The organism is Ottowia thiooxydans DSM 14619 (genome assembly GCF_000422885.1).
Classification (GTDB): domain Bacteria; phylum Pseudomonadota; class Gammaproteobacteria; order Burkholderiales; family Burkholderiaceae_C; genus Ottowia; species Ottowia thiooxydans.
In genome coordinates this window covers 520,771-545,284 of sequence record NZ_AUGX01000001.1, presented here as the reverse complement: position 1 = coordinate 545,284, position 24,514 = coordinate 520,771, and the positions used below count along the sequence as shown (strand labels likewise).

At 59.8% G+C, this 24,514-nt stretch carries 22 protein-coding genes; 9 read left to right on the top strand and 13 right to left on the bottom strand.

From position 1 onward, the window contains the following. Positions 1 to 28 precede the first annotated feature (28 nt). The 3 genes from G518_RS0102635 to G518_RS0102625 form a co-directional block, all read right to left on the bottom strand. Positions 29 to 1,120 carry an LLM class flavin-dependent oxidoreductase gene (locus G518_RS0102635; protein ID WP_028601193.1) on the bottom strand — a complete coding sequence of 364 codons (1,092 nt, stop codon included), beginning with the start codon at positions 1,118 to 1,120 and terminating at the stop codon, positions 29 to 31. A 57-nt stretch (positions 1,121 to 1,177) separates the two neighbouring features. Beyond that, positions 1,178 to 1,720 (bottom strand): flavin reductase family protein, encoded by a 543-nt coding sequence (locus tag G518_RS33625; RefSeq protein WP_245597877.1) that lies wholly within the window; start codon positions 1,718 to 1,720, stop codon positions 1,178 to 1,180. Positions 1,721 to 1,834: 114 nt separating this feature from the next. Further along, entirely contained in the window at positions 1,835 to 2,605 is a 771-nt protein-coding gene (locus G518_RS0102625) for an alpha/beta fold hydrolase (RefSeq protein WP_028601192.1), read from the bottom strand. Positions 2,606 to 2,726: 121 nt separating this feature from the next. Between G518_RS0102625 and G518_RS33620 the strand changes: the two genes are divergently transcribed. Next, a complete protein-coding gene (locus G518_RS33620; protein WP_211231658.1) occupies positions 2,727 to 3,464 on the top strand; it encodes a TetR/AcrR family transcriptional regulator in 738 nt (245 codons plus the stop codon). A gap of 14 nt (positions 3,465 to 3,478) precedes the next feature. On the opposite strand, the gene G518_RS0102615 is transcribed toward G518_RS33620, so the two are convergent. Both G518_RS0102615 and G518_RS0102610 read right to left on the bottom strand, forming a co-directional pair. Beyond that, a complete protein-coding gene (locus tag G518_RS0102615; protein ID WP_028601191.1) occupies positions 3,479 to 4,498 on the bottom strand; it encodes an asparaginase in 1,020 nt (339 codons plus the stop codon). Positions 4,499 to 4,547: 49 nt separating this feature from the next. After that, positions 4,548 to 5,441, bottom strand: a complete 894-nt coding sequence (locus tag G518_RS0102610; RefSeq protein ID WP_028601190.1) for a polysaccharide deacetylase family protein — start codon at positions 5,439 to 5,441, stop codon at positions 4,548 to 4,550. A gap of 163 nt (positions 5,442 to 5,604) precedes the next feature. Here G518_RS0102610 and G518_RS0102605 point away from each other — a divergent pair, with 163 nt between their 5' ends. Together G518_RS0102605 and G518_RS39105 are read left to right on the top strand one after the other, a co-directional pair. Next, entirely contained in the window at positions 5,605 to 6,369 is a 765-nt protein-coding gene (locus G518_RS0102605) for an IclR family transcriptional regulator (protein ID WP_028601189.1), read from the top strand. A 44-nt stretch (positions 6,370 to 6,413) separates the two neighbouring features. Beyond that, positions 6,414 to 6,860, top strand: coding sequence for a GFA family protein (locus tag G518_RS39105; protein ID WP_245597876.1), 447 nt, complete (start codon positions 6,414 to 6,416; stop codon positions 6,858 to 6,860). Between the two features lie 114 nt (positions 6,861 to 6,974). Here the strand turns inward: G518_RS39105 and G518_RS33615 are convergent, their stop codons facing one another. The 3 genes from G518_RS33615 to G518_RS0102585 all read right to left on the bottom strand — a co-directional run bounded on the left by G518_RS33615 (position 6,975) and on the right by G518_RS0102585 (position 11,002). Then, positions 6,975 to 9,068 (bottom strand): acetate--CoA ligase family protein, encoded by a 2,094-nt coding sequence (locus tag G518_RS33615; RefSeq protein ID WP_169457887.1) that lies wholly within the window; start codon positions 9,066 to 9,068, stop codon positions 6,975 to 6,977. Between the two features lie 62 nt (positions 9,069 to 9,130). Next, positions 9,131 to 9,922, bottom strand: coding sequence for an enoyl-CoA hydratase/isomerase family protein (locus tag G518_RS0102590; RefSeq protein WP_028601188.1), 792 nt, complete (start codon positions 9,920 to 9,922; stop codon positions 9,131 to 9,133). A 96-nt stretch (positions 9,923 to 10,018) separates the two neighbouring features. Next, a complete protein-coding gene (locus tag G518_RS0102585) occupies positions 10,019 to 11,002 on the bottom strand; it encodes a Bug family tripartite tricarboxylate transporter substrate binding protein (protein WP_028601187.1) in 984 nt (327 codons plus the stop codon). 98 nt (positions 11,003 to 11,100) lie between these two features. Between G518_RS0102585 and G518_RS0102580 the strand changes: the two genes are divergently transcribed. Next, positions 11,101 to 11,889: a helix-turn-helix transcriptional regulator gene (locus G518_RS0102580; RefSeq protein WP_028601186.1), complete on the top strand. Its 789-nt coding sequence runs from the start codon at positions 11,101 to 11,103 to the stop codon at positions 11,887 to 11,889. On the opposite strand, the gene G518_RS0102575 is transcribed toward G518_RS0102580, so the two are convergent. The 3 genes from G518_RS0102575 to G518_RS41500 all read right to left on the bottom strand — a co-directional run bounded on the left by G518_RS0102575 (position 11,886) and on the right by G518_RS41500 (position 14,628). Beyond that, entirely contained in the window at positions 11,886 to 12,428 is a 543-nt protein-coding gene (locus tag G518_RS0102575) for a P-loop NTPase family protein (protein ID WP_028601185.1), read from the bottom strand. The two genes, G518_RS0102580 and G518_RS0102575, sit on opposite strands and share 4 nt — an antisense overlap. A gap of 94 nt (positions 12,429 to 12,522) precedes the next feature. Further along, the gene (locus tag G518_RS0102570) at positions 12,523 to 13,983 is read right to left on the bottom strand and encodes an IPTL-CTERM sorting domain-containing protein (protein ID WP_028601184.1); all 1,461 of its coding nucleotides are present in this window, start codon (positions 13,981 to 13,983) and stop codon (positions 12,523 to 12,525) included. A gap of 339 nt (positions 13,984 to 14,322) precedes the next feature. Beyond that, positions 14,323 to 14,628 carry a CPBP family glutamic-type intramembrane protease gene (locus tag G518_RS41500; protein WP_084651352.1) on the bottom strand — a complete coding sequence of 102 codons (306 nt, stop codon included), beginning with the start codon at positions 14,626 to 14,628 and terminating at the stop codon, positions 14,323 to 14,325. Between the two features lie 877 nt (positions 14,629 to 15,505). On the opposite strand from G518_RS41500, the gene G518_RS0102565 reads away from it, so the two are divergent. Then, a complete protein-coding gene (locus G518_RS0102565) occupies positions 15,506 to 17,452 on the top strand; it encodes a putative Ig domain-containing protein (RefSeq protein WP_156909247.1) in 1,947 nt (648 codons plus the stop codon). Between the two features lie 53 nt (positions 17,453 to 17,505). Here the strand turns inward: G518_RS0102565 and G518_RS40890 are convergent, their stop codons facing one another. Further along, positions 17,506 to 18,288, bottom strand: coding sequence for a response regulator transcription factor (locus G518_RS40890; RefSeq protein ID WP_028601182.1), 783 nt, complete (start codon positions 18,286 to 18,288; stop codon positions 17,506 to 17,508). Between the two features lie 307 nt (positions 18,289 to 18,595). Further along, positions 18,596 to 19,579: a helix-turn-helix transcriptional regulator gene (locus G518_RS0102555; protein ID WP_028601181.1), complete on the bottom strand. Its 984-nt coding sequence runs from the start codon at positions 19,577 to 19,579 to the stop codon at positions 18,596 to 18,598. Positions 19,580 to 19,790: 211 nt separating this feature from the next. On the opposite strand from G518_RS0102555, the gene G518_RS0102550 reads away from it, so the two are divergent. From G518_RS0102550 to G518_RS41270, 4 genes are all read left to right on the top strand, one after another. Further along, the gene (locus G518_RS0102550) at positions 19,791 to 21,119 is read left to right on the top strand and encodes an alpha/beta hydrolase family protein (protein ID WP_245597875.1); all 1,329 of its coding nucleotides are present in this window, start codon (positions 19,791 to 19,793) and stop codon (positions 21,117 to 21,119) included. Between the two features lie 129 nt (positions 21,120 to 21,248). Next, positions 21,249 to 23,324, top strand: coding sequence for a hypothetical protein (locus G518_RS0102545; RefSeq protein ID WP_051235887.1), 2,076 nt, complete (start codon positions 21,249 to 21,251; stop codon positions 23,322 to 23,324). Positions 23,325 to 23,401: 77 nt separating this feature from the next. Beyond that, complete coding sequence (locus tag G518_RS39805; protein WP_051235885.1) at positions 23,402 to 23,773, top strand: glycine-rich domain-containing protein; 372 nt, start codon at positions 23,402 to 23,404, stop codon at positions 23,771 to 23,773. A gap of 126 nt (positions 23,774 to 23,899) precedes the next feature. Next, complete coding sequence (locus G518_RS41270; protein WP_051235883.1) at positions 23,900 to 24,433, top strand: IPTL-CTERM sorting domain-containing protein; 534 nt, start codon at positions 23,900 to 23,902, stop codon at positions 24,431 to 24,433. Positions 24,434 to 24,514: the final 81 nt, after the last annotated feature.

Below are 24,514 nucleotides of genomic sequence, written 5' to 3'. Positions count from 1 at the left end.
TCGGTCCGTCGATTAGCTTGCGCGGGGTTCATGCGCCAATGGCTGCATTGACCCTGGGCATGACCTGCTCGGACATCAGCTGCATGGAGCGTTTGCCCAACGCTGGGTCTACCCAATCGTGCCCGGCGTAGAGCAGGGTGCCGAAGTCACCCACCTGCTCGCGGAAGGCCAGCAGTTGGTCCACCACTGAATCGACCGTGCCGGCAATCACCAACCGCTGTGTCACGTAATCCGGCGTGATGGCTTCGTCGGGCATGCTGGGGTCGGTCTTGAACAGGTTGCCGCGCCCGCCTGCACCCACCAGTTTGCGCACCAGTTGCTTGAAGTAAAAATGGTAGGGGCCATCGGCTTCTAGCGCGTAGCGGCGCGCTGTGGCTTCGTCATCGGCCACAAATATGCTCTTGGCGATGCGCCATTCATTGGGGGAGGCCTCAGCACCGATGGCCGTGCGCCCCTCCACGTATTTGGGCCAATGCGTCTTGACCCATTCAGGCATGAGGAAGTTTGCAGAGATGGGCTGCCAACCACGCATGGCCATCTCCGTCACGCCTTGCGAGAAGGGGGCGACTGCCGTGCCCACGATCAAGGGATGCGGTTTCTGGAACGGTTTCATCATGAAGCCCTGGCCAATCTCGGGGATCATGGTCTTGGCGACTGAGATGTTCCAGTACTTGCCTTCAATGTTGTAGGGCGGATCAGACTGCCAGATATTGAGCACCGCATTGATGCCCTCCACAAACATCTCGGTGCGGTTATTGCCAAGATTGCCGAACACCTCTGCATCTGACATCAGCCCACCCGGGCTGATGCCCATGATGAAGCGGCCTTTCAGCAAATGGTCCAGCATGGCGGCTTGCGTGGCGATGGCCGCAGGGTGGCTGTTGGGAACGTTGATCGTTCCGGTGCCCAACATGATCTGCTGCGTCTCGGCGATCAGGCTGGCAAGAAAAATCATCGACGAGGTGACGGTTTCTGCGGCATCGGTAACGTGCTCACCAACGTAGGCTTCAGAGAAACCCAGCCGATCAGCCAGGATGATGGCCTCACGGTCTTCCTGCAGTGTCTGAGTCACATTGCGGCCCGGTGGGTGCAACGGCATCATGAACATGCCCAGCTTCATTGTCTTTTCCTTGGTTTTCTGTGAATTGGTGAATCGTTGGGTGTGGCCAGCCCGGCGTCAGCAGGCGGCGTTGCGTGCTGGGGCGGCTGCAGGTGGCGGTGTGATGACCGTGGCCTCTATGTACTTGCCGTTGTGGAAGAGCAGGGGCGCAGCGTCTTCGTAGGTGTAGCGCTCCACCCGGCCCAAAAACAACATGTGGTCTCCCACCGTATGGCTATTGATAACCGCGCACTCAATCGTTGCAGTGCATCCTGTGAGCACTGGCAAACCACCCAAGCCATCTGCGTACTCGACGCCGGCGAACTTGTCCGGTGCGGGGCGTGAGAAGCGGCCAGACAGGTCCATTTGGTGCAGTGCCAGTACGTTGACCACAAAACGCCCCGCGTTCCGGAAGTTTTCAAGGTTGGGCGACTTGGTCGCCAGGCTCCACAACACGATGGGGGGCTCCAATGACACCGTGTTGAACGAGTTCGCTGTCACGCCAACGCGTGTGCCATCAAAGGTGCGCGTGGTGATAACCGTCACGCCTGTGCCAAAGCGACCGAGGGCACGTCGTAAATCGAGAGGGTCGATCTCAGGTTTCATGTTCGCCGCTGCCATGGTGCTCATCCTTGTTGGGTTCATGCGCCGCAGAAATAAGGGCATTTGCCGTGACTTTAGTGATCAAGTGATCACCAGAAAATCGGGGTTTCCCCTATTCGAGAAAAAACGCATTCAGTTCGAAGCCAGAAAGTTCTGCACGGCTCGATCAAAGCCCACCGGGTTCTCGATATGCACCAAGTGGGGGCCATCGATCTCGATCAGTTGCAAGCGGTCGTTAGAGGCGGCATCAGCTTTCACCAGCGCGCTGAGCACCGCCTGGTCTGCACGCCCTGAGATCAACAGCGCGGGCACCTGCAATTGCTTCAGGCGCTGAGCCTGGTGCATGTCGGCAAGGGCACGTGCGCAAGCGGCAAAGCCTTCGGCAGACATGGAAGACAAGGTCTCTCGTACAGCCTCCGTGATGTGCGGTTCAGTGGCTCTGAACGCCGGTGTGAGCCAGCGGTCTAGCGTGGCATCTACCACCGCAGCCATACCGTGTTGCTCCACTGAAATGGCGCGCTGTTGCCACATTTGCGTTGCCGCGGAGTCCATCTCCAGGCGCGCATTGGCTATCACCAGGGATTGCACCGCTTCAGGGTACTGGTGGGCCAGCGCCAACCCCACGCAACCACCCAGGGACAGGCCCACAAAATGGCTTCTTGCAATACCCAGTTGCTGCCACAGTGCATACACGTCGTCAGCGAGATCATCAACTCCACAGGAAGGCCCTTGGCTGGGAGATTCACCATGGCCGCGCATGTCATAGCTCAACACCCGGTAACGCTGAGACAGCTTGGCCGCTTGCGGCGCCCAGGTCTTGCGGTTCGCGCCCACCGGATGGGCCAAGGTGACCCAGGGGCCTTCGGCTGGCCCTGCGATTGAATAAGTTGCTTCAGCGTGCATGAGTGTGTTTAAATCCAAGAAAATATGTGATTTAAGTGATCATATGATCACTAGAGGTGAGCTAATCCGCACAGGCTTGGCCGCCCCTACAATCTTTCATGTCCCCACTGACAAGGCTCCCTTGAAACACAGGTCGGATTCGATCCCTGGCGCCGCTATCGCCGCCACCGGCACCCAAGCCGCGAGCCCTGAGCCACCGACTCGCCGCCGCTTGTCGAGGCCAGAGCGTGAGCGCAGCATCGTGGAAGAGGCGGTCAAGTTTTTTGCGGAAGTCGGCTTTGATGGCGACACCCGAGAGCTCACGCGGCGCCTCAACGTCACACAATCCCTGTTGTTCAAATATTTCCCCAACAAAGCCTCTTTGGTCGAGCGCGTGTACCAGGAGGTGTATGTAGGGCGATGGAATTCGTACTGGGAGGAGATCGTTGCCGACCGACGCACTTCTCTGCAGGAGCGGCTCGTTCGGCTGTATACGGACTACGCCCAAACCGCGCTGACCTGGGACTGGGTTCGCTTGTTCATGTTCTCCGGCCTTCGAGGCGAAGCCATCAACCAGCGTTACCTGGGCTTCTTGCGCAGCCGCATCCTGGAGCCGGTGGCTATCGAGTTGCGCGCGGAGCTTGGCCTGCCAGGGCCGGACCGTGTGCCGCTCCATATCCAGGAGATTGAGCTGGTGTGGGGCATCAACGCCCGTATCTTTTACTTCGGCCAACGCCGCTGGATTTTCAATGTGCCGCTGGAATCGAGTGTGGAAGAGCTGGTGCAACTGACCATTGAGCACTTCATCGCGGGAGCGCGTGTCCTGGTGCCTCGTATTGTTCAGGCTCAGATGGATGCCACGCCTGCGCATGCTACGTAGAGGGCTGAAACGCATCATTTCGCCCCTGAAGAGAAACCATCGCGCAGGGCTGCAAACGCCTGCTTGAGGGGCTCACCCTGAAGCCCCTGTGCCAAAAGCAGCCGCAACAGCAGGCACGCTTTGGGGCCTGACAGTTCTCCTGCAGGCAGTACCCCTTTGCTGATCAGATCCATCTCGGACCCGGCAAAACCATAGGTTGAGGTGAATACAGGTCCGCTGACCACGCGTGTAGCCAGGATGACCGGTAGGGTCTGGGCCAATTGCGCCACGATGGCCGCATGGGAGGCCGGTAAATGCCCCGCACCCAAGGCTTCAATTACCGCACCATGGAACCCCAACCCAGGCAATGCAGCCAACAAGCGGCCATCGTCGCCCAGCACCGTGCTTACCAAAGCCACTGGGCAGTGGTTCACGCGCTCGGGCCGCGCGAGCTTCGGTGCTTGCGGCACGCGTGCCTGCAGGCGCAACCGGCCTTCAATGACTCGGCCCAGAGGAGCGAAACCGGGCGAAGCGAATGCGGAGGTGAGTGCGGTGTGAGACTTCCGAACATAACGCGCGGCATGAACCTCATCGTTCAGCACCACTAACGTTCCCATGCCGGCCGCAGCGGGAGAAGCTGCCACCGTCACCGCTGACAGCAAGTTGGCCGGCCCATCGGCGCCTGGAGCGCCAGCGCCACGCATTGCGCCTGTGACCACCACAGGCCGGCCCGCCGCCACCAGAACATCCAGCACGAAAGCGGTTTCCTCGATGGTGTCTGTGCCCTGAACCACCACCGCGCCCGCAAACCCCCGCGCAAAGCCATCATCCAGAAGGCGCGCAATCTCTACCAGGTCTTCCAGGGTTAATGAGGCACCAGGCTTCTGTGAATAACTCAGTACATCCAGTTCAGCCTGTTGTGCCAGTTCAGGCACGGCCTTCACCAGGTCATCGCCCGTGAGGGTGGGCACAATGCCGCCGGGGCCTGGCCCGGATGTCATGGTGATGGTGCCGCCCGTGGAGATGAGCAGCACGCGAGAAAGGGGCTTGGTCATTTGGGAAAGCCTTGCAGATGAAGGTTGCCGCATCGGCCAGCAGCGAGGCTCATGCGGGCTGCTGCGCTTTGTACACATCCATGATTTCTGAACCCGTCATCCAGGCCACGTCCTGGTGCTGGAGGATGTGGTCGTACAGGGCTTCGAGATATCTAATGCGATGAGGCACGCCCGTCAGGTACGGGTGAATAGAGATAGCCATCACGCGCGGAATGCTCGCGCCTTCCTTGTAGAGTTGGTCGAACTGGTCGCGCCCACGGCGGAATAGCTCGTCTGAGGCGTGTTGTTGCACCGCAGAGATGACCACGTCGTTGATTTCCACGCTGTAGGGCACTGAAACAATGGGGCCAGATTGCGTCTGGATGCTCACCGGCTGGTCATCCAGAACCCAGTCGGCCACGTACTCGATGCCGGCGGCAGCCAGCAGGTCTATGGTGCTGTCTGTTTCCGTCAGGCCCGGGCTTTCCCACCCGCGTGGCGGCTGGCCGGTGAAGGCGCGGATCGCGTCCACGGTCTGTTGTATGGCCAAGGCCTGGTCCTCTACGCGGTGCATGGGCTTTTGTTCAAAGCCATGTCCCATGAACTCCCAGCCCGCATCCAGCGCGGCGCGGCATGCTGCTTCGTACTCTTGGCATGCGGATCCGTTCACCGCAAACGTTGCGCGAAGCTTCCTGCTTTTCAACACCTCCAGAAAACGCCAGAAGCCCACGCGCATGCCGTACTCGTGCCAACACCAGTTGGGCACATCGGGCAGCAGCGGTTGTCCCATTGGTGGCGAAAGTACCGCACGCGGCATGGCGGCCTGCGGTAACCAGTTCTCAACGTTCACGATGGTCCACACGGCCACACGTGCGTTGCTCGGCAGCACGAATGGGCGGCGCCCCACGATGGGCTCGTAAGGAATCCGGTCTCTCGCGGTGCGTAGCGGGTTGTTTGGGTTCACCTGATTTGTCTCGTGCTCGCGCCAGGGTTCAACACTGGGCGAATGTTTTCTACTATTTGGACTACTTTGATTTAGTACAAATGCCTGTAGAAGCATTATTGTTTCGAGTGAAATTCAGTCAACACAAGTAAAATTCGTTTCACTATTTGGACGCATCCGCCCTATGACCATTACCCACGGTGCTCAGACCATCACCCGCGCGATCAGGGCACTGAAGATCCTCGCAAGCCAGAGCTACCAAGGCATGCGTTTGGTGGATTTGGCGCGCGAGATGCAGCTGGAGCGACCCACAGCGCACCGCTTGCTGAAGGCCTTGATGGTGGAGGGCATGTTGGTGCAAGACGCCAGTAGCCGCCGGTATACGCTGGGGCCATTGGTGTTTGAGCTTGGCCTGGCTTCCGCGCATCAGTTCAATCTGCGAGATCTCTGCGCACCCATCCTTGAGCACTTGGCAGAGCAAACCGGCGACACAGCATTTCTGTTCGTTCGCAGCGGAAACGATGCCGTGTGCCTGAGCCGCGTGCAAGGCAAGTACCCCATACAGACACCCGCAGTGCCGGTGGGTAGCAGGCAGCCCTTAGGTGTCAGTGCGGGTGGCCTGGCGCTGCTCAGCAGCCTCTCTCCAACAGAGATCCAAACCATCACGCAGGCAATTGATGCGCGGCTCAGTGTGTACGGTGATCTGGATGCCGCAGAAATTCACCGGCTGTGCGCGCAAACCAAGCGCACGGGTTACGCCTGGATCTCTAACCGCGCTGTGCCCGGAGTGAGTGCCGTGGGGTTGGCCGTTAAAAGTGAAAACGGTACGCCGGTGGCCGCCGTGGCCGTGGCAGCCACCATGGCGCGCATGACCGAGAAACGTGTGCTGGACATCCTGCCTTGCCTTCAAGAGGCAGCCAAGGAAGTGACCAACATCTTTCGCGCCTAGCCTTTTGCACCCAAGCCCAACTCTGAAAAGTACATGAGGCACCCATGGAATACTGTATTAAAATACAGTATTCCAATAAAGGTAAAGGAAGAGCCATGCTGAGAGGTAGCTGCTGCTGTGGGGAAGTGAAATTTACGGTTTCCATGCCTCCGAGCATGATGGGCACATGTCATTGCAGCCGATGCAGAAAGATCGGCGCCAGCACCTTCGTATTCGTCAAGCGTGAATCTTTCACCTTGGTTTCTGGGGCAGAGCTCATCGCCACGTTCAAGCCACAAGCCCCTTACAAGTACAGCCGTTGCTTTTGCTCGCAGTGCGGTTCTGCCCTGGGCGAAGTGACTTCGCTTAGTGAGTCATTCCCTGTTGCTGCCAATTGCTTTGACGACGAATTACCGCTCAGCAATCAGTTCCACGAATTCGTCCAGGAAAAGCCAACCTGGTACGACATATGCGATAGCGCCATACAGTTCCCAGGACACCCCCAGCAGTAAAAAGTGGAGCACTCCCTCACTGCTGATGCGTTAGCGATACTTTGCGCCGACCACTGAAGAGGCCGGGGTCGCGCAAGTGGTTTAGCAAGGGCCTTGCGAGAGCCCTAAGTCGCCTTACGCTACCACTCCGCGCCCGTCAACCGCCAAGGCCCCTTGTCCGGCTGGGCGTACCAGCAGAGGGTTGACGTCGAGTTCTAGGAGCGAATCTCCCAGATCGGAAAGCAACCAGGAAAAGCGACAGATTGCGTCAACAGCCGCCTCCATGTCAGCGGCTGGCTTACCCCTGAACCCATTGAGCAACGGGAACAGCTTCAGGCTCATCAGCATGGACTGCGCTTTCTCTCGCGTGACAGGTGCGAGCGCGGAGCACACATCTTGCAGAAGCTCCACCTGTACGCCGCCAAAGCCGACCAGCAATTGCGGGCCAAACTGCTTGTCGTAGCGGCCGCCCATGATGAGTTCTGTGGCGCCATGGATCATTGGCTGAACAACGATCGCGTTGCCGGCGCTCGTCGATAAGCGCTTGAGCACGTCGCTGAGGTGTTTGTAAGCTTGGCGCACATCTGCGGCATTGCTCAGGTTCAGTTGCACTAATCCTGAATCGCTTTTGTGCGAGATATCGCGGGCCACCCCTTTGAGAACCACCGGGTATCCGATGGCATCCGCAATGGCCACTGCACTGGCTTCGCTGTCGACGACATGATCTTCCGTTGCTCGAATGCCATAGCTCGCCAGCATGCTTTTGACTTCCGGCTCGGTCAATATCGTGCCCGGCGCGTGCGTACCGCTATAAGCGGCCTTGAAGTTCTGGGGTACATCTGCTGGCCGAACAGGCGAGGCATCGTGGGTTCCCGCATTTTTGGAAAGGCGACACATCACTTCCAGCGTCCGAATTCCGTCGTCGATTCGGCTCACGAAGGCAGTTCCGCTGGCAATGAAGCGTTGGCGTATAGGCTCGCCCAGGCTACCCGTATTGAGCACCACCAGGAGCGGCTTGCCGGAATCTTTCCACGCTGCGGCCAGTGCATCGGCCATCTCTGGCATGAAAGGTTGCGGCGTCATCAGGAACAGCATGACGGCCACCCCCGGGTCGGCAAGGATCGCACGCACGGTAGTAACGGAATCCTCCAGATTGGGGCCGCGCTTCAAGGCGCCAAGGTCAATCGGATTGTTGATATGCCGATCGAGATAACAATCACCAAGCGCATCGCGCGCGTTCTTTCCGTAGGCCGTGAGCAAGGGCAGACCAAGGAGGTCAAGCCGGTCGCTGGTAACAGCGCCGCAACCGCCTGAAGACACCATCATGGCAATGCCACCGGGGTGCAGTTCTCCCAGCTTATCCATTGCACCAGCCGCCAGCACCATACCTTCCGGCTCATCGATCAGTAGCGCCCCGGTGGCCTCGCAGGCGGATCTGAACGCTTCGAACGAACCCGCCAGGCTGGCCGTATGAGACAACGCGGCGATCTGACCGCTGGTCGTGCGGCCGGCTTTCACCACGAGCACAGGCTTGCCCACGTCGCGCGCTCTACGGGCCAGTGCAATGAACCGTTCAGGGTTCACCAGTCCTTCCACATAGAGGCAGATCACACGTGTGGCGGCGTCATCAATCAGGCACTCAAAAAAGTCACAGAGTTCCAGGTCAGCCTGGTTACCCACCGAGATCATGCGGCTGAAACCAACGCCGTGGTCATAGCCAATCATGAAGAGTGTGGCCATCAATGCCCCACTTTGACTGACCAGCCCAACGCCGCCCTTGGGCAACGAAGGCACGTGGAGCATGGTGGCTGACGAAGTCAATGCCATTCCGTGGGCGGGATTGATGATGCCCAGGCAATTCGGCCCCACCAATCGCATGCCGGCTTCGCGAGCCGTGCGAACGACCTCACGTTGCAGGTTTTCTCCAGCCTCATCGAATTCTGCCGTTTGCGCAGTGATGAGCACGCAGGCACCAACACCCGCATTCGCACACGCCCTTACCGTTTCCAGCAGTTGGGAGGAGGGCAGCGCGATCACCGCCACATCCACGGGCTCTGGCACGTCTGAGATATTGGCGTAGGCGCGCAGACCCAGCAGGGTGTCGCGCTGCGGATTGATAGGGAAGATACGGCCACTGAACCCCTGCTTTACCAGACAGGCGAATAACCGGCCTCCGAATTTCTCCGTACTGGCAGACGCCCCAATGATCGCCACTGAACGTGGGTTCATTACTTGCGCCACCGTGAGGCGTGGCGGGGCGCAACTCACTTTGCATTCCTCAGAGCCCACCATCAGCCCACCACCTTGGCATTCGGAGCCGCCGCTGAATCCGCTGCAGAACGGGTGTTCACGAAGGCATCGACAGCCCGCCCTGCATCGCCGGCCCGGAAAACTTCCTGCCGCAAAGGAATGCCGAATTTGTAGACATCGCCATAGGAATGGTCGAGCGACTTGTACAAGGTTTTCTTCGTGAGTTGCAGAGCGGGGGCACTCATGTCACACAGGCGCTTGGCAATGCGCATGGCCTCGCCAAGCTCTTCGCCGGGCAAGCTGACCCTATGAACCAACTGGTGTGCCAGTGCCCAGGCAGCGTCTTTTTTCTCGCCCAGGAAGCAGAGTTCAACCGCTGCCGGAAGGCCGAGAGCACGCACGCACTGGGAGCTGAGCCTGATCAACGGCATACCGACCGCCACTTCGGGCACAGAGAAAATCGCATCTGATGCGCACACGCGGAAATCGCAGGCAAGGGCCAGGTGCATTCCTTCGCCCACGCACCAGCCGCGAATGGCGGCTACTACCGGTTTGTCCAGGTATCCGGGCTCTGCAAAGGGGATCTCGTAATCACTGTCGTGGAACTCGCCTGCCAATGAATTTTTCATGGCCTTGAGGTCAACCCCTGCAGAGAAGGCGCGCTTACCCTCTCCGCTGATGACAGCAACCTTCAAAGATTTATCGTTGCGGAACTGATCTATGGCCGCGTTCAGCTCCTGGAACATCGCCAGGTTGAAGCTATTAAGGGCTTCGGGGCGGTTCAAGCGGATATGGGCAATAGAGCCCTCAATTTCAAAAATAACAGCGCTCATTGGTTTACCTGAATGGAGTAGGAGCTTTCCCGCCGCGGAGTGGGCGGGGAGGGGAGAGGCGCAGACCGAGTCGGTCCGCACGGTGATGTATGAAACTTATGTCGGCTCGATGCCGGCCGCCTTGAGCAGCCCATCCCAACGGTCCATGTCCTTGCGCACGAACTCATCTACTTCTCTGGGGGGCATGCGCAACACAGCACCACCCTGTTCAGCCATATGTACGACTTCCTTGTCGTTCACCACTTCGAGCATCTGTGGGTAGAGAAAATCAATCACTGAGCGAGGCGTGCCAGCAGGCACGAAGAAGCCGTTCCAGTAACCCACATCCACTCCGGGTACCGTTTCATTGATGATCGGAGTCTGTGGGTAGGCCGGTAGCCGGCTTGGTGCCGCAATGGCGATCATCTGCAGGCCGTCGTGCTGCAAGAAAGGCGCTACGCCAATCACCGGCTGGAACGCCGCCGCCAATCGGCCGCCCATGAGATCGGTCATCATTTGCGAAGAGGCCGCGTACCGAATGTAGGTGTGCGACAACTTGGCCTTGTTCTGCAATTGCTTGTTGAGCACTTCCGCCGTTGTGCTTGATCCGCCAATCGCATACTTCTCAGGAGATTCGCGCGCACGCTCTATGAATTGAGCCAGCGTGGCGTTCTTGTCTCGGGCTCCAATCAACAGCGCGAAGTAGCCTTCACCGGTAATCGTGATGCCGTTGAAGTCTTTTGTGGGGTTGTAGCTGAGAGACTTGGAAAGGGAAGGCGCGGCTGAAAGCGAAGAATTGGTGGCGTAGAGCACGGTGTAGCCGTCGGGCTTGGCTTTGGCAACGTAGCCGGTCCCGATCATGCTGTTGGCGCCGGGCCGGTTATCAACCACTACCCTTTGGCCGACGCGACTTTCCAATTTGCGAGCAAACAGCCGGCAATAGGCATCTGGTGGGCCACCGGCTCCAAACGGCACGATCAAGGTGATTGGCTTCGTCGGATAAGCCACTGATTGCGCCCTGGCAGGCTGGATGCCAGCACCCCACGACCCGAGTGCTATGAGTGCGCCCGCATTGACGAAATGGCGGCGGGGGATGGTCATATATGTCTCCTTCGTTGTATGTGTCTCCCATTCTGTTTGGCTTTTTCGACTAGTACAATACTACCTATTACACTAGTATAAAAACTACCAAGCTAAGCATGGCCTTGCAGGACAGAACCGAAGCGCGTAAGGATCTGGCGGTGTTCCTTCGCGCACGCAGGGCTGAGATTTCTCCACTGGATGTAGGCATGTCTATCGGTGCACGGCGGCGCACACCAGGCCTAAGAAGGGAAGAGCTGTGCCACTTGGCTGGAGTGGGCTTGACTTGGTATACGTGGTTGGAACAGGGGCGCGATATCAACTTTTCGCGAGGTGCCCTTAACCGTCTGGCGGGAGCATTGAAGCTGAATACCAGCGAACGCAACCACTTGTTCGCGCTGGCACAGCAGCCCATATTCGAAGTTCCCGCAGAGCAGGCCACCGTATCACCTCAGCTGCAGCGCGTGCTGGATGTGATCGGTACCCCTGCCTACATCATTGACCGCCATTGGGACATCTTGGCCTGGAATCAACCGACGTCCGACCTCTTTGGAGATTTCGCCAATCGCAATGGCCAGGAGCGTAATCTCGTGTGGCTCGTCTTCGCTGATCCTTCCTACCGACACCTGTTCGTCAACTGGGAACAGGATGCGCAACGGGTGCTGGCCAAGTTCCGTGTCGCCTATGCCCGCGGAGGCGGCGAGTCTGACCCAGCCAACCACCGGCTGGTAGAAGAGCTGCGCAGCATCAGCCCACACTTTTTGCAATGGTGGGGCCGGCAAGATGTTCTGGATCTAAGTGAAGGTGACAAGCGTTTCCGCATCAAAGGCGAGGGCGATCTGCTGATGCATCACACGTCTTTTTCCATCGGCTCAGATCCTGATCTGCGGCTGGTGGTGTATTCCTAGGCTCGCGTATAAGCACCGAGCTGCTCAGCCTGGTAGAAGCGGTTGAGTTCACCTGTGGTTGCGAGTTTCACTTTGGGCAGGCGGGCCTTCTCGTACAGCTCTGCATAACGCAGCCGGTTGCCTGGGGTGACGATGGCTATATGACGAAGCATTCCCCACTTGATTGAATCCTTGCCGCCCTCCAGTGCTCCGGGCCGGTGATGTTCGAACCAGGTTCTACGAAAGTAGCGAAAGAGGCTGATGGCCGTCGACACCTCCAGCAAGATGAAGCCTGTGGCTCGCTCCAGCCGTTGGTCAAGGGTGCGCGTGTAATTGCCCTCCATGACCCACTGGTGCTGCTCTATCGCCTGGTCGTGCAGGCGAATGAACTCCGCTTGGGGCCGGGGCTGCCAATCTGTGTGGGGCTGATGGAATAGTTGATCGAGGTGAATAGCCGGAAGCCCACGCTTGCGTGCGATGGCCTCCGCTAGTGTGGACTTGCCGCTGTTCGAAGGCCCCAATATGCAAATACGGGAACCAAGGTCATGAAGGGAGTCCATATGCGGGCATGTCTGGTGAAAAAGGATTTGACCAGAAAGCTGCTAGCAGTGAGCCCCCCAAAATAAAAAACCGCCCGAAGGCGGTTTGCTTAAATTAGATATTGCGTTGGCGAACTCTCGACATGCCGAACAAAGCAAGCAGGGACATCAACGCCATCAGCGCCCACTGGCCCAGACTTGGCACGGGTGTTGGCGTGAGTGTCTGTGGAACAGCAGCGCTGGTCACAGGGCCTGATGCAAGCGTACACACTTCCAAGCCTGGGGAGGCACCGGTCTGCGCAGCAGGCGTCACGCAGTAATAGACGTACTTGTTCAGATCCGCTGGCTGCAATGTGTAGGGGACACTGCCGGCAGCGCCACCTGTAGAGCCAGTTGCCACCACCGTGCCACCGCCGGAGCCAGTGATTGTTGAGCTTGTGCTGGTGACAAAGTGATAGATGGTGCCGCTGGGGTTCTCAATATCAGAGTTGCTGTCGGCATAGGTATAGGTGCCGGTCACGGTGGATCCTACTTGCGTGGTCCCTGTGATAGTCGGAACTGCCGTAGGAACCACATTGGGAGGAGGAGCATTAGTGACAGGCCCGGAAGCCAGGGTACATGCCTCCAGCCCTGGGGACGCACCCGTCTGCGCAGCAGGTGTCACGCAGTAGTAGACGTACCTGTTCAGATCGGCTGCTTGCAATGTGTAGTTGACACTGCTGGCAGCACCACCTGTAGAGCCAGTCGCCACCACGGTGCCATCTCCGGAACCAGTAATGGTTGAATTGGTGCTGGTGACAAAGCGGTAGAGGGTGCCGCTAGGGTTTTCAATATCAGAATTGCTGTCGGCATAGGTATAGGTGCCGGTCACTGTGGATCCCACCTGGGTGGTGCCCGTGATCGTCGGAACCGCTGTGGGAACCACATTGGGTGGTGCCCGCTCAATGATGGCCGCCATGCTTTGCTTTGCCGGATCCTGATTGTTGAAAAGATCCACGGTTAACGTAGTGGCGCGGTATGTCGAGGGAAGGGTGGCAAATGCAGTCGTCATGGCCTGGTACAGAGTTTGGTAGGCAGTGACGAATGCAGGGTAGTCTGCATGAGTCGGCGGATAAACGACATCGTTGCCGCTGGCTGGACGTGAGGCACCTGCGTTGTCATTGATGCTGCCGACAGTGCCGTTGTAGTCGTTTCCGATCTCCCAGAGCGCATATTGAATGGCTCGTTGCTGCGGCCCTGTTCCGTTCTTGAAATAGGTGAGATAGTAGTTATCCAGCAGCCAATGGACTGCGGCGACGCCAGCGTTGCCCGAGCCACCTTTGAGCGCAGTGCCACCTGCTTCCGTGAGGAAGGTGGTTGTCTGGTCGAAGGGGGCCTGTGTCGAATGGTCTACGCAAATCAGCGTCACCGGCAGGTCGCTGTAAGGCGTGGAATCGGGATGTTGAAGGTTGGTCGACTCAACCGCGTAGGCTTGGGTAAAGGTGTAGCGCATATAGCCTGTCACCGTGGCTGCCATGGACAAGCTCGGCGCGGCAATGGCGAACGCCACTCCTAAGGCAGAGAGTAATTTACGCATCGTGTCTTCCTCGTTCAGTTGTGGCCCCAATGCGAAAGCTTCAGGACCGGTTGCCACTTATTGATAAGAACCTTTACGCAATGAAGGAGCCTCTCCCGCTGAGCTCTCCTTCGTCTTGCGGCTTCATTCGTGAATTCCCAGAGCTGAATAAGGAAGTTTCCCGTACTGAAGATTCAGCGAGAGTATCTATAACTACTTTGTCTGGGCAAGTGGCTTGGCGTGAAATTACTGCGGAACGCCAAATTTGTCGAGCTTTCTTTGAGATATTTAACTCAATGCCACATGGGTTATTGAAATTAATCAAAGAAAATTAATAAATACCAAAGGTTTAATGGGTTTTCAAGAATTCGTTACTTGGAAACGTCGATCGGTTTCTTTAAAAGGTGGCTTGGCATCATGGCGCGGATAGCCATACAACAGCCTCGTTCCCTCCCGCCAGGGCAACACTCTGCCTCGGTGCTCGTGGCTCACTGGATGACGTAGTAGAAGGTGAAGGCCGTTGTAGGTCACGTGCAGAGCCATGCACGGCCAGTTGCGTCGGGTCTTGTGCAGCAGCCACCTTGCGAGCACCTCCACCATGGACGCGAGCAGGAAAATAATGCATGGGTCGTGTGCACTCGGGAAGATCAGCGAGCGGACTACCACCCCAGTTCAGGCTCCATAACGGCTTAAAGCATTGGCAATGACGCCGCGGAAGGGAGCCGCTTCACCGATGGGCGTAAGGATGGAGCCCGTGAACAGGAGCACGGCAAGAGTAACTCCATCGGCCTGGGCGGCTGCTTGAAAATCGCCTTGGGTGGTGGGTTCGTTGATGAAGTGAAATAGACCGCTTCAATCGCGAAACTTGCGGCAAACGCGATAAAGCCTATTCCTATCCCGAAAAGGATCCACTTCCACGAAGTTCTACTGAATCCAAAGGTATTCCCGCGGTGAATCCTCAAGATAAGGGCCACGAGCAGGCCGGCTACACCAGTAACTCCATTGACGGTACCGCCCGCAATTCCGCGCTGTGCGGCTTGTTCATTCGGGTTTTCCGTGATCCATATAAGCTGCTCGACCTGAATGATGAGATATCTCGCAAGCCTTGCTGCAAGATCTGGTCACCTGGGCCGGCCAAGGGTCGCAGGTGGGTTGACCACAGAAAGCTTGCTCATTCGACTAGTTCCAGATTACGTTGCTACATGCACACGCTGCCGTACCCGCCTACTGTCGCCGGATTCAGAATCGGGTATGGAGACAGCCAACGGCGGCGCTGCTTGAATTTAAGTCAATAGTTAATCACGAATATTCAGTGGTACCGGTTATGAGGTTTCCCGAGAAATACAGAGTGTGCTAGTTTTTTTGTAACCACCTCATGAGAATAAATTGGATCAGTGACTGATATTAAAAAATGCCACTTCCAGAGTGCCGCGTATAGGCAGGGCTATGTCACATGGAGCCAATTGCATGGCGTGTACAGCCAATACAAGTCGCAGCGAATTCCGAAAAATACCCGGTGGTTCTCACCCCGGACTTCCAAGCCATGCCCCGCTTCCCGTTGTCACTATCCCTGGCCTGCATATGGCTGCCTGTCGCTGCAGGGGCTGCTACGGTCACCGTGACTGACGCGGGTGACGCGCCGCTGGGTGGTGCGGTGCACTGCAACACGGGTAGTTCCACTTGTACGCTGCGCGCGGCCATCGACCACGCGCAGCCGGGCGACACTATTGCGTTCGACTTCGGCGGCGTGCCCACCATCATCAGCCCGGCCACACCGCTGCCGTTCATCACCTACCCGGTCACCATCGACGGCTACACCAACGGCGGAACGCCCAATAGCGCGGCTACGGGGACCAACGCGGTCATCACGGTGCGGATTGATGGCGCGAACGCCGGGGCCAACGCGGTTGGCCTGCAACTGGTGCGCGGCACGTCTGGTTCAGTGGTGCGCGGGCTGGCTGTTACTCGGTTCGGCAACACGGGCGTGTGGGTTACTTCCCAGCAGTTGAACGACGTGTATAGCGTGCAAGTCCTTGGCAATTTCATCGGCACAGATGGCAGTGGCTCGGCGGACGATGTGGCGGGCTTGCTGGCCAACGGGCGCGGGGTAGGCGTCGCCAACCGTGCCCAGGGCACCTCGGTGGGCAATGGCACGCCCGCTGGACGCAACCTGATTGTGGCCAGCGATGGCGGCATAAGCATTCTCGCTACCGACAAGGTGCTGGGCACCTCCATCCACGACAACCTCATTGGAACGGATCGCAGTGGCAACCAGTTGCGCGGCGGTGCGCCCATCGGTATCCAGGTGATGGGCAGCAACAGCGTTTCCATCCGCAGCAACGTGATTGGCGCTCGCGAGACAGGTATTGACATCGTGAACGAGAGTGACGCGAACGAAATCCGGTCGAACCGCATCGGCGTGGGCGCCGACGGCAGTGCTTCCATCGGTGGGAGCGGCCACGGTGTGCTCATCCGCAACTGGATGAACATCAACAAATCCTTCCCCTGGAACAACCGCGTGGGCGGCACCAGCGCTGGCGAGGGTAATGCCATCGCCCACTGGGGCGGCAACGGTATCCGCGTGGAGCACAACCTTCTGCAGGTCAGGAACCCCCAGGGGAACAACTGGCGTGGCAACAGCATCTACAGCAACGGTGCGCTGGGCATTGAACTGATCGACCCTGGCAACCCCCTTGTCGTGGGCGCTGACCCCGCGCAACCCCAGCCCATTTGGGCTGAAGAGTTGCCCATGATCGCCAGCGCCACCGGCAGCGCTGCCGGCACGCAGATCCACACCACGCTGATGGACAGCCTGCGACCCAGTGCCAACTTCCGCGTGGAAGCTTTCGCTAGCACTGCCTGCAACGTCAGCGGCTATGGCGAGGGCCAGGCCTTCCTGGGTGCGGCCAACATACAGACCTTCGCGAGCGGCGGTTGGGCCGGCGCGTTAAGCTTTTCCGCCTTACCAACCGGCTACACCCATGTGGCGCTGACAGCCACTTGGATCGGTGTGAATGGATTCGCGGCCAGTTCGGAGTTCTCGCGCTGCGTGGCAGTGCAGATACAGGGCGGTGGCTCCGACGCGCCGACGCCGCCCGCCGTGGCGTCCGGCAGCGCCAGCGCGCTGGTGAACCAGCCCTTCAGCCACGCGCTGGCGCAGTACGTGACGGCCACCGACGGCGATTCCCTGCAGTCGTACGCGTTGTTGGGCACGCTGCCGCCAGGTCTGGGGTTCGACTCCGCCACTGGCCTGCTCACCGGCACACCCGGTACACCCGGCATCTACCCGCTGCTGCTATCTGCCTCCGACAAGGACGGCACCGCCAGCGCGGTGTTCACCCTGACGGTAACCGGACCGGGTGGCGATGTCGGGGGCGGTGGAGGCGGCGCCAGCCCAACGGCCATCCCCACGCTGGGCACATGGGGCTGGCTACTGCTGTCAGGGCTTCTGGGTGGCTTCGTCCCGTGGCGAAAACGCCTTCGAAACTAAAGCCACTTTCGCTTTATGTCCTGCTGTGTTTCGCAAGCAGGTCGTGTTGGCTATCAACTCTTGCTGCCCAGCCACAAGCTCATCAATTCAGCACGGCTGCGCACTGCGAATTTTCGGAACACGGCAACGATGTGCTGGTGCGTGGTAGAGACAGCCAGGCCAAGCTGATCCGCGATGACACGCTCCGATGCCTTGGTCAGCAGCAGCCTGAGCACCTTGCGTTCGGTTGGCGTTAATGGCGACTTCGCTACCAACGGCCCGCTGGTGAGCATGAGTTGGCGGTGAAACCACTTGATGCCGCGCAGCGCGTAGGCCAGCAGTTCGCAGTCCTTGTCAGTAAAGACCTTATGAGAATAGAAGCCGAAATGCGATTCCGCATCGCTGTTGATCGGAAAACCCACCCATAGTGAATCCACGATGCCGTAGCGCGCACTGAACATCTGGTACACCGGTCCGTCGAACCACTCCGGCGGCAGGTCGCGCCTGTGCCCGTAGGTGCGGAATTGGCCGATGCCTTGCATGGGCTGCAAGAAGGAAACATCCATCTCGCGGTTGTTCCAGCGCTTCTGCAGTTCCTGGAATGGCCCGTCTTCGGCGGGTGCCTCGAAGGGGTAGAGCAGCCGGGTGACGGCCACGCGCCAGCCTTGCAGAGGGTCATCGTTGTCCGGGCCAGGGTCGAGGCGGGTAGCACCACCCCAGGTCGAATTCCACGCCCCCACCATGCGGCACAGGCGCTCCTGCAGATGTCTTGCGGCCGCATCGGTCTGGCCTGCATCGAAGTCCGTTAGTTCATCCCACAAGCTGTGAATATCTTCTTGAACGGCTGAATCCAGCAAATCAGTTGTCCTTTATTTCTTCACCCTGCGGGGATATGGAGTGTCAACCCTACACATCTGTGGATAGGCGCAATCTAGTGTCCTAGGTAAGCTTTATGCAGCAATCGACGGGTACAGGCCGGTCTTTATTAACTACTTAAGAAAACTATTTTCTCTGGTCGATCCATTCTAGATTGAAGGAATATTTCCCGACAATTTGGAGCAGTTTGCCGCCCAGGGTACAGACGAAGAGCCGAACATGGGACGCGCAGGGCAACGATTAGGCGGCTGGGCATCACGGGCTGCCGTAGCAAAAATCTGCGGCTACTCAGCCCGTTGTGTTGGTCTGCGCGTGCAGATGCCATTCAGTGGGTGTCAGCCCAAAGCGCAGCCGGAACAGCTTGCTGAAACCCGATGGGCTTGCAAAGCCGCAGCGCCACGCTATTGCCCCCACATTCAGACGCTGGCTTTGCTCGATGAGGTTTCGGGCGCGTTGCAGGCGCATCTCGCGCAGCGCGTCCATCACCGTGCCGTTCCTGGCTGCAAAAGCCTCGTACAACCGCGTGCGCGAACAGCCCGCACCGTGGGCGATTTCAGCGGCGCTTAGTTCGGGGCGGTGGGCATGCAGTTCCATAAAACGCAACGCCGCCGCACGGCGGCCCGAGTGCAGGCTTTCGGTGGTGTCAGGCAGATCCGAGCTTTCGCCCTGGCGGCCCAGGTTGCGCAGCATGAGCAGGGCCAGAGCGCGCGTGGCATCCAGCAGGTCAGCGTACTCCGCGTCGTTCACCTGGGCGCGCTGGCGCAGCAGCGGAGTCAGGTGATTCATGTGGGACGCCAGTACGGGCGCCAGCGCGCAGCGGGCGGTGCTGATGGACTGGGAGGCTGGAGGCTCGCGGCCCAACGCGGCCTGCACATCGCAGTGCCGCAGGGCGATGAAGGCGTAGCGGGTGCCCTGGGTCCAGCGAAAGTGCCCCGCTCGCCGGGTGGCGCACAAGCCCATGCCGCCCGCGGCTCTGGGTGCGTCCAGGCCAGGCAGCATTTCGCCAGACTGAATGAGCGAGATCACCACCATGTCCTCGGGGCGCTGCCAGCGCGGGCCGGTGCGCATGTCGTAGGCCGAAGAGCGCATGGAGCCGGTGGCGCAAGTGCTGCCCCGAAGGATGTCCATCTCAGCCTCCAGTGGCACGCCGGGCATGGGTTCGTAACCGACCCAGGGATGAGCGATCTCCTTCCAGGCATCCCTGCGCACGGATGGTTCCCAAGCGTCGGTGCGCAGGTGAGTCAGCAGGGACTGAGGCAAAGGGTGCGACATGCACCGAATTCTAGTGATGACCGGGCGCGCGGGACGCGTGTGCTCAATCTGGGACGCCTGTGCTCAATCTCATGCGCAGGGCCTCTGCCTCCGTCCCTAGACTTTGCAGATGTCCCGTTGCGCACCGTGGAGCTCAAGGAAATTTCAGTCTCCAGCGCTTGTCAGTCTGTCGTATTCAACTATCAAAAAACAGAGAAAACCTGAGCCTTCTATGCTAGATCTGCACACCCATCAGCCGCGCCGCCATTTCATGGCCGCTGCAGTCGCCAGTCTGGCCCTGCCTGCGCAGGCGCAGCCCAGGCCCGCCGCCCGAATGGAGCGCGGCAACACCCGTGTGGCTGGCTTTGCCAGCGCGGAGATGGACTACCAACTGATCCGCCAGTTGGGCTCGGCGCGCTATGGTGGCGCGTCGGTGGGCGAATGCTTGGCGCTGGCGCAGCGCATACAAAATGGCATTCCGGCCAGTTGGGTGGCAGAGTTCACCAAGGCTGCCCAGCGCCAGGAGGCTGACGCACGGGTTCGCGCGTTGCGGGGCCACGCCGTCAGCGCACGCGAGCAGTACCTGGTGGCGTGCAACAGCTACCGCGCTGCCGAGTACTACTGCGGTGTTTTGAACCCCGAGCACGCACGCCTGGGCCGCAAGAGCCGCGAATGCTTTCTGGCCGCCGTGCGTGGGCAGGATGTGGAGGAGGTCTTCCTGCGCTTTGGTGGCTCATCGCTGCCCGCATACTATGTGCGCGCACCCAGTCAATCTGGCGCCAAGCGCGGCCGTCCTGGCAAGACACTGCTGCTCATCAGCGGCTACGACGGCACGCTGGAGGAAACATGGCTTTCCTACGGCCTTGCTGCGCTGGAGCGTGGCTACCACTTGCTGCTGTTCACTGGCCCAGGGCAGATGGACGCGCTGCGTACCAACCCCGGCATGGCCTTCATTCCTGAATACGAGCACGTGGGCCGCCTCGCGCTGGACTACGTGCTGGCGCGTCGCGAGACCGACCCGCGCCGTGTGGCGCTCATGGGCATCAGCTTCGGTGGCTACTTCGCTACCCGTATCGCCTCGCACGAGCCACGAGTGCGCGCCCTCATCGCCAACTCGCCTATCGTCGATCTGCATGCCTACATGGCCTCGTTCGTGGGGTTCGATCCAGCCCTTATGCCAGATGCTGAGGATGTTCGGCTGGAGGATATCGACCACATACCTGACAGCGCCGTTCCCCCGCAGACACGCGAGATGATGCGTAATCTGATCGTACGCATGGGGCAGCGCAGCTTCAAACAGGCCTACCTGCGCCTGCGCGAGTTCCGCGTGGATGACGATGGGCTGCGCGGTATCCGCTGTCCTTCACTGGCCCTGGTCGGCGCTGGCGAGGGTGCCGAGCCCCTGGCCCAGTGCGAGCGTTTCCTGCGTACGGTCGGCGGCCCGGTTCGGCGCCACGTCTTCTCGGCCGAGGAGGGTGCTGAGGGCCATTGCCAGACCGGCAACCTGGCGTATTCGGCTGCCATCTCCATGGACTGGTTGGACGAATTGTTCGCTACCTGATTCATGTCCGTACACCGTCCGAGGCCGACGCCGACGCCGAAGACGGGCGGTACCAGTGCCTCGACCGTGTGCGAGGCGCTCCCTTCCCTCAAACCAACCCAAATCCGATATCTACAAGGATTCTTTCAAATGCGCACATCTCCTCCACCCGGCCATACCCCGCACCCAGTGCCCGCCGTCGTTGCTCTGGCTCTCACCGCTAGCTTGGTAGCCTGTGGCGGTAATGGCACTTCCGAGTCAGCAAGCGGTGGCGGGCTTGGAGGCGCCCCCATGGCCAACAAACCCATCGTCTGCAAGGACTATGACAATAACGACGTGCTGGTCCAGCCCAAGACCATCACCATCCGCAACAACTCCGAAGGCCAGATCTACCCTGTGCTGGCCACCAGCACTAACGCGGTCAACGAATGGGTGCAGGGGTGTTTGCGCACGGTCGAGCCGCTGCCCACCGAATCGGTCTACAAACTCTACGTCAACGACGGACAGGGCATCCCGCCAAACTCGGAGGTCACCATTACGCTGCCGCTGTACAGCGAACTGGGGCCCAAGCAATACGCCACCTGGTGGAATGGCGGGCGCGTTCTGTTGGCTGACCGCACCCAACGCCTACGCAATGAAGAAGACAAGGCCATGGCCACGCCGGGTGGCGTAAATTGCAAAGGCGAAGGTACCACCTGCAATCTGAGTACCTATTCCAGCAAAGTGCAGTTCCCCGAAGATGCCTTCGCCCAGTTGTCCGAATACACCTTCGGCGACGCCTACATCCCCAGTGGGCAGTCCGTGCGGCTACTCAAACCCGAGAACGTGGGCTACAACATCTCCTACGTCGATCATGTCTACATGCCTGTGGCCATCGGCGTGCGGGGAAATCCCTACATTGGCTACAGCGGATCGGCGCAAAAGCTCAGCGGCTTTCGCAGCACCTTGCGCAGCTTCCTGGGCAACCTGGGCGAGGGCTGGCCGGTCTACAACATGAGCGAGCTGCGCCTGCCCGGTGGCTACAACATATTTGCCCAGCGCGGGGGCTTCCTGATCAAGGATCCCGACGTGCCCGTGCAGCCGCCGGACAATCTGAATCCGCCGGTGCTCACCGTGATGAAGTGCATCGACAAACAATGCACCCCGCAGGAACAGCGCAACATGCAATGGGGCCAGTCCGTGCAGAACATTCAGGACTTGTGGGGCGCCTGTGTCGATTGGGGCAGCGAAGACATTTCTGCCTACACAAGCAAGAAGTATCCGCAAGATTGCACGGCCCCCGATGCGATGAAGGCGAACATGGTCCTCATCAAGGATTTCTTCACAGAGAACCACAGGAAGTACCTGGCCCTGTACGCCAGCGGAGCCTGCCAGGGCAGCACGCCACCGGAGCACGTGGCGGAATTCAAGTACTGGGAGGCCGTCAAGCACATCTATGGCTGGGTGCCCTACAACGAAGGTTGCGGCGCGGCAGCCAACAAGCTGAGCACCACCACGGCCCATGGCCGCGATCATGCCTACATCCAGGGCATGTACATCCAGGACCTGCAATACAACTACAAGCAGCCTGCCGTGCAGGCTAACCCCAAGCTCACCTTTAACCCGTACGTCAAGCTGATCCACGAGGACCTGGGCATGAGCGCCTATGGCTTCTCGGTGGATGACGCCGTGGGGTTCATGAGCGAGCTGGGTAATGGCCTGGTATTTACCGTTGGCGGCGAGCAGGGGCTGGAGAACGGGCGGGCCTTCAACTATGCCGACGGCTTCGAGGTGCTGCTGGGCGGACCCAGCGAAGTGCCCGAGAACAAGCCACTGCTTAAGAAATACGGCGTTTGCTCGCTGGGTCAGGACGCGGGCGACCCGAACTGTGAGAAAGACAAGCAGGACGTCACTATGCCTGATGGCCGAAAGGTCGTTGGCTTTCGCGTGGGCACCATGCCCTCTTACCCCATGAAGGTGCGCTTCACTGACGCGCAGGACAACGTCTACACCTTGCTCATCAAGGAGAAGTTCGCGGCCTGTACCGGCCCGCTGGCCAACTGCCCATCTAACAAGGCGGCCATCGTGGACAAGAGCGCGTGCAGCGTCATCACCCCGCAGGGACAGAAACACGCTGACTCCGACCGCTGGTGCAACGGCGCCAACCCCAACCAGAGCCGGGAAAACGACGAAGCGGCGATCAAGAACCACCTGAGCTACCCGGTGCCGGTCAAGTACCTGCCGTAAGCCAGATTCAAGAAAAGAGATGCCTCAAGCAATTGCAGGACAAGTGCTGGAGGCTATTAAAAAACTGGAGTATCCACATGCAAAAGACGAAAGTGCAGTTGGCCATTTTGGGCCTGCTTGCACAGCCTCTGGCGGCTTCGGCGGCCACACAATCCTTCAGCGCCTCAGGTACCTGGACAGTGCCGCCAGGCGTCACGCAGATCAATGTGCAGGCGCTGGGCGGTGGCGGTGGAGGCGGTGATGGCGTGCCGGGCGGTGCGGGAGGCAGCGTCACTGCGAATGGTCTGGCCGTCACGCCGGGCGCTACGCTCACCATCGTTGTGGGCGGGGGAGGCGGCGCCAGCACTGGCGGCAATAGCGGCCACTCCGCAGGTGGCGGTGGTGCCAGCAGCATTCAGGCGGGAGGCACCTGGGTCGTGGCGGGCGGCGGCGGGGGCAGCTCGTACTAGAACGACAACAGCGTCTCCGACACCGGCGGTTGGGGCCAGGGTGGCCACGGTTGCGGCGGCCATGGTACAGCGGGTGGCGACAACGCGGCAGACGACGGTCAAGGCGGCCAGGGCGGCAGCGCGGGCATGGGCGGCGCGGGCGGCATCGCAGGCACTGGCGGCCATGCGGGCGGGTCGGGCCAGAGCGGCCAAGGTGGCGCAAGCGGTAGCGCCGCACTGGCCAATGCGCTGGTGGGCAACGGCGGGTCAGGCGCAGGTACGGGCAGCGGTGGCAATGGCGCCTACGTCCAACTCGTTGGCGGCGGCGCAGGTGGCGGCGGTGGCTGGGGCGGTGGCGGCGGCGGTGGATCCAGCGACGATACCGACGCCGGCGGCGGCGGTGGCGGCAGCACCGGTGGTACCTGCACCCCCGGCAGCAATGGGGGGCTGAGTTTCCGGGCCTCGACTGGCGACGGCCCGGACCTACCCGCAGAGGCGGGCGGCAATGGCTTCGTCACCATCACCTACACCGACGCGCCGTCACCCCCAGTGGGCGCGCGGCCCGTGCCCACACTGGGCGAATGGAGTGTGGCGCTGCTGTCGGTCCTGCTCGGGCTGGCGGCGCTGGGGTGGCGGAACTTGGGTCGAATCAGTTTACGGCGCTTAACTGCCAGGCGCTGAAGCCCATAGAAAAGCAGATACACCCAGAAAAACCATGCAGCCCACGGGCTTCAACAGAGAACTTTTCAGACAAGTATTCAA

Coding starts and splice junctions, on each gene's coding strand:
- G518_RS0102570 (WP_028601184.1), bottom strand. CDS start 13,983: ATGCGTAAATTACTCTCTGCCTTAGGAGTGGCGTTCGCCATTGCCGCG.
- G518_RS0102580 (WP_028601186.1), top strand. CDS start 11,101: ATGGCCTTGCAGGACAGAACCGAAGCGCGTAAGGATCTGGCGGTGTTC.
- G518_RS0102605 (WP_028601189.1), top strand. CDS start 5,605: ATGACCATTACCCACGGTGCTCAGACCATCACCCGCGCGATCAGGGCA.
- G518_RS0102615 (WP_028601191.1), bottom strand. CDS start 4,498: ATGACCAAGCCCCTTTCTCGCGTGCTGCTCATCTCCACGGGCGGCACC.
- G518_RS0102565 (WP_156909247.1), top strand. CDS start 15,506: ATGCCCCGCTTCCCGTTGTCACTATCCCTGGCCTGCATATGGCTGCCT.
- G518_RS0102550 (WP_245597875.1), top strand. CDS start 19,791: ATGCTAGATCTGCACACCCATCAGCCGCGCCGCCATTTCATGGCCGCT.
- G518_RS0102635 (WP_028601193.1), bottom strand. CDS start 1,120: ATGAAGCTGGGCATGTTCATGATGCCGTTGCACCCACCGGGCCGCAAT.
- G518_RS0102625 (WP_028601192.1), bottom strand. CDS start 2,605: ATGCACGCTGAAGCAACTTATTCAATCGCAGGGCCAGCCGAAGGCCCC.
- G518_RS33615 (WP_169457887.1), bottom strand. CDS start 9,068: ATGAACCCACGTTCAGTGGCGATCATTGGGGCGTCTGCCAGTACGGAG.
- G518_RS0102575 (WP_028601185.1), bottom strand. CDS start 12,428: ATGGACTCCCTTCATGACCTTGGTTCCCGTATTTGCATATTGGGGCCT.
- G518_RS39805 (WP_051235885.1), top strand. CDS start 23,402: ATGCAAAAGACGAAAGTGCAGTTGGCCATTTTGGGCCTGCTTGCACAG.
- G518_RS0102555 (WP_028601181.1), bottom strand. CDS start 19,579: ATGTCGCACCCTTTGCCTCAGTCCCTGCTGACTCACCTGCGCACCGAC.
- G518_RS0102545 (WP_051235887.1), top strand. CDS start 21,249: ATGCGCACATCTCCTCCACCCGGCCATACCCCGCACCCAGTGCCCGCC.
- G518_RS0102590 (WP_028601188.1), bottom strand. CDS start 9,922: ATGAGCGCTGTTATTTTTGAAATTGAGGGCTCTATTGCCCATATCCGC.
- G518_RS39105 (WP_245597876.1), top strand. CDS start 6,414: ATGGAATACTGTATTAAAATACAGTATTCCAATAAAGGTAAAGGAAGA.
- G518_RS0102585 (WP_028601187.1), bottom strand. CDS start 11,002: ATGACCATCCCCCGCCGCCATTTCGTCAATGCGGGCGCACTCATAGCA.
- G518_RS33625 (WP_245597877.1), bottom strand. CDS start 1,720: ATGGCAGCGGCGAACATGAAACCTGAGATCGACCCTCTCGATTTACGA.
- G518_RS41270 (WP_051235883.1), top strand. CDS start 23,900: ATGGGCGGCGCGGGCGGCATCGCAGGCACTGGCGGCCATGCGGGCGGG.